This window comes from Streptomyces calidiresistens (genome assembly GCF_014141525.1).
In the GTDB taxonomy this organism is placed as follows: domain Bacteria; phylum Actinomycetota; class Actinomycetes; order Streptomycetales; family Streptomycetaceae; genus Streptomyces; species Streptomyces calidiresistens.
Map to the genome: position 1 here is coordinate 1 of NZ_VKHS01000600.1, position 3,443 is coordinate 3,443.

The 3,443-nt window shown below is 72.3% G+C and carries 3 protein-coding genes; all 3 read left to right on the forward strand.

What is annotated here, in order from left to right; genetic code table 11:
* The first annotated feature begins 38 nt into the window (after positions 1-38).
* The 3 genes from FOE67_RS20225 (at position 39) to FOE67_RS20235 (ending at position 3,280) form a co-directional block, all read left to right on the forward strand.
* A complete protein-coding gene (locus tag FOE67_RS20225; protein ID WP_182666265.1) occupies positions 39-1,181 on the forward strand; it encodes a DUF3419 family protein in 1,143 nt (380 codons plus the stop codon).
* 31 nt (positions 1,182-1,212) lie between these two features.
* The gene (locus tag FOE67_RS20230; RefSeq protein WP_182666266.1) at positions 1,213-2,067 is read left to right on the forward strand and encodes an alpha/beta fold hydrolase; all 855 of its coding nucleotides are present in this window, start codon (positions 1,213-1,215) and stop codon (positions 2,065-2,067) included.
* Positions 2,068-2,161: 94 nt separating this feature from the next.
* Positions 2,162-3,280: an acyl-CoA dehydrogenase family protein gene (locus FOE67_RS20235; RefSeq protein WP_194444503.1), complete on the forward strand. Its 1,119-nt coding sequence runs from the start codon at positions 2,162-2,164 to the stop codon at positions 3,278-3,280.
* Positions 3,281-3,443: the final 163 nt, after the last annotated feature.

Genomic DNA, 3,443 nt, shown 5'->3' on the forward strand with positions numbered 1-3,443 from the left:
CCCGGCACCCCTCCACCCCACCCCCGAGAAGGCGTCCCATGTCTGTGACGAACCCGAACGAAGCGTCGCCCATCCCGCACCTCCAGCCCGACGCGAACCCCGACACGGCCAAGTGGATCCTCTACAGCACCTGCGACGAGGACTCCGACTCCGAGATGCGGGCCCTGGAGGTCGAGCCCGGCGAGGACGTGGTCAGCGTCACCGGGAGCGGCTGCCGCTCGCTGAGCCTGATGGTCAACAACCCGCGCTCGGTGACGACGGTGGACACCTCCCCCGGTCAGAACTACCTGTTGGAGGTGAAGCTGGCCGCGATCCGTCACTTCTCCCACGACACCCTCCTGGCCTTCCTCGGGATCGACCCGCACCCGGACCGCATGCGGCTGCTCGCCGAACTGCGCGGCCGGGTCAGCCCGCAGGCGTACCGCTACTTCACCCGCCACCGCTCCGAGGTTCGGCGGGGGCTGGCCCTGGCGGGGCGGCACGAGAAGTTCTACCGGCGGGTGGTGGCCCCCGCGATGAGGGTGCTCTACCCGCGGGCCATGCCGGCGCTGTTCGCCGCGCCCACCCTGGAGCAACAGCGCACCCTGTACCGCGAGCGGATCGACGGGGTGGTGTGGCGGAGCCTGATCCGCCACGGCTTCTCGGAGCGGACGTTGAAGACGGTGCTCAACGACCCCGGTTACCGCATCACCGTCGACGTGGAGTCGGTCGGCGACTACGTGCTGGACCGCGTCCACCACACCTTCACCCACCACCTCGCCCGGGACAACCACTGGCTCGCCTTCACCTTCCTGGGGCGCTACCCGGACCGTGAGACGCTGCCGCACTACCTGACGCGGAAGAACGTCGAGGCGATCCGGGCGGCCGACACCGAGGTCACCGCCGTCACCGGGGACCTGATCGAGTACATCGCGACACTGCCCGACCGTTCGGTGGACAAATTCTCCCTTTCCGACGTCACGAGCTGTATCGACAGGGATGATTTCGATGTCGTCATGCGGCACGCCGCGCGCGTCGGTCGGCCGGGAGGGCGGGTGTGCTACCGCAACTTCCTGGCCAAGCACCGGGTGCCCGATGCGGTGGCGGACATCCTGGTCAGGGACGACCGCCTGAGCTCCTCGCTCACCCGGGACGACCGGGCGTTCGTCTACGACATCGAGGTGCTGACGATCAACGGGTGACATCGGAGACGGAGAGGGAGGACACGACCCCATGCGGTACGAGAGCGAGCAGGTCGCCACCGACGGAGGTGCCATCACCGTGCGCAGGGCGGGCCGGCACGGCCCCACCCTGTTGTTCGTGCACGGGATGATGGTCAACGGCCACGTCTGGGATCCACTGGTGGAACATCTGGGCGACCGGTACCGGGTGGTCCTGCCGGACCTGCCGCTGGGCGGGCACCGCACGCCCCTGGACGCTGACGCGGACCGTTCCCCGGGCGCGCACGCCGATCGGGTGATCGAGCTCGCCCGCACCCTGCCCGGGCCGGTGGTGCTGGTGGGCAACGACACCGGCGGCGCGATCGCGCAGATCGCCGCCGTGCGGGAGCCGGCCCTCTTCTCCCGGCTGGTGCTGTTGCCCTCGGACGCCTTCGACAACTGCCCGCCCCGGCTGCTGACCCCGCTGCGCCCGATCGCCGCGCTCCCGCCGCTGATCCGCGGCATCTGCGTCGGCCTGCGGGGCCGGCCGTTCCAGCGGCTGCTCATGAAATTCGTCGCCCGCAACCCGGTGCCCGACCGGCGACTCACCGAACTGCTCGGTGCCCTCCCGCACGACCGCGGTGTCCAGCGGGACCTGACGGGCCTGCTGCGCACCCTGCGGCCGGAGGTCACCCGGGAGGTCGTGCCCCGGCTGGGCGGCTATCGCGGGCCGGTCCTGATCGCGTGGTCGCGGAAGGACCCGCTCTTCCCCCTGGCCCACGCGCACCGCCTGGCCGAGTGCTTCCCGAACGCCTCGGTGGCGATCGCGGAGGGGTCCCGGGCGTTCGTGTCCCTGGACGAGCCCGAGTGGTTGGCGGCGCGTCTCATCGAGTTCATGGAAACGGAATCGGCCCCGCACACGGCCTGACCCGCATCGATCCGGGCCGGCGCGGGGCCGCCGCCCCCTCCCCGGGGGCCCGGCCCCGCGTCGGCCCGCGATCCGACCAGACAAGAGGACCAGTATGTCCATCACCTTCATGGATGAGGAACGCGCCACCTTCGAGAAGTTCCTCCCCGGCCTGGAGCAGCGGCTGCGGGACGTCCCGATCGCCGTCCTGGAGTCCGGGGAGTCGCCGGGACTGCGACTGCTCCGGGAGCACGGCGGCCCGGGACTGCTGGTGCCCACCCGGTACGGCGGAGCGGGCGCCGACCTCATCGAGGCCCTCCGGGTGCAGCGGGTGCTCGGCGCCCGCTCGCCCTCGCTCGCGCTGGCCGCCAACATGCACCACTGCACCGTGGTCGCCATGCCGCCCTGTCGGGTCACCGAGGAACTGCTGACCGAGGTCGCCTCCGAACACCGCTACCTGGCCTCCGGGTTCGGCGAGGGCAGGCCCGCGGCGAGCGTGCTGAAGCCGACGATGCGCGGCGAACGACACGGCGACGGATGGCGTCTCAACGGCGCGAAGCGACCGTGCAGCCTGTCGCTGTCGATGGACTACCTCACCGCCAGCGTGATGCTGACGCTGCCCGACACCGGCGGGACGGAGATGGCCCTGGCCGTCGTCCCCGCCTCCTCCCCGGGCCTGGAGGTCCGCCCCCTCGGGGCCACGGGGGTGCTCCCCGGCTCGGAGACCCACGAGGTGGTGCTCACCGACGTGGACGTGCCCGACGGCCACGTCTCCTCCTTCGGCGACCCGCAGAGCCTCAACGCCGCGCTGGCGACGGCCTTCCACGTCTTCGAACTGATGGTCTCCGCGAGCTACACCGGGGTCGCCGGTGGCCTGGTGGAGGAGGTGCTGCGCCGGCGTCGCGGCACTCCCGGAGAACGCGTGGAGCTGGTCGGCGCGCTGGAGGCCACGATGGCCTCCCTGGAGGCGGTCGCCCGGAGCGCCCCGGCCGCCATCGGCGAGCCGGCGGGGGTCGCCCGCGCCCTGCACGTGCGGTACGCCGCGCAGCGCACCGTCGAGCGCGTCGCCGCGCACGCCGCCGAACTGCTGGGCGGCACCTCCTACCTGATCGACGGCTTCGGCGTCGGATACCTCACCGCGGCGCGGGCCCTGGCGTTCCACCCGCCCGCACGCGGCGCGATGGCCGAGCCGCTGGACCGCTTCCTGTACGGCGAGCCGCTGGTCATCCCGTGAACCCCGCCGTCCGCCGGCCGGCCGGCGGACGCCCGAAGCCGCACCCGCCCGGATCGGACACCGCGATGAGACTCCTGTGCCTGCCCTGCCGTGACCCGGAGACCCACGGTTGCCAACCGTCCCCCGCCGACCCGGGCCCCGGGATCGAGTGCCGCCTTCTCCC